1 pseudogene is annotated in these 563 nt (G+C 78.5%); it reads left to right on the top strand.

The features are described 5' to 3' along the window. Nucleotides 1–563, top strand: a pseudogene (locus G3573_RS21930) (chromosome segregation protein SMC); the annotation flags it as partial.

Below are 563 nucleotides of genomic sequence, written 5' to 3'. Positions count from 1 at the left end.
GGGTCGAGCCGCTGGCCCCGCAGATCACCGCCCCCGCCCAGCTGGCCGCGCGCCTGGCCTGGGTCGGCGTAGTCGCCCGCGCCGACGGCCCCGCGCTCGCCAAGGGCCTGCCGGTCGGCGCCCGCCTGGTCTCGAAGGAAGGCGACCTGTGGCGCTGGGACGGCTTCGTCGCCCGCGCCGACGCGCCCAAGCCCGCCGCCGTCCGCCTGGCCCAGCGCACCCGTCTCTCCGAGGTCGAGGAGGAGATCGACGGCCTCAAGCCCGCCGCCGACGCCGCCCAGAAGGCCCTCAAGGACGCCGCCGATCGCGTGCGCGCCGCCGAAGACGCGCTCCGCGAAGCCCGCAAGCGCCCGCCCGAGGCCGAGCGCACTGTCGCGACCGAACGCGACCTGGTCGACCGGCTGTCGCGCGAGCAGGCCCGCAAGGAGGCCCGCGCCCAGGCCCTGGACGAGACCGTCGCCAGGCTCGAGGCCGACCTGGCCGAGGCCCGCAAGGCCGCCGAGACCGCCCGCGCCGAAGGCGGGGCCGGGACCGACCTCAACGCGCTGCGCGCCGAGCTGGGC

Source organism: Caulobacter sp. 17J65-9, from assembly GCF_010975005.1.
Taxonomy (GTDB): domain Bacteria; phylum Pseudomonadota; class Alphaproteobacteria; order Caulobacterales; family Caulobacteraceae; genus 17J80-11.
Note: the sequence above shows the minus strand (reverse complement) of the source record. Positions and strands in the feature narration are given on the sequence as shown.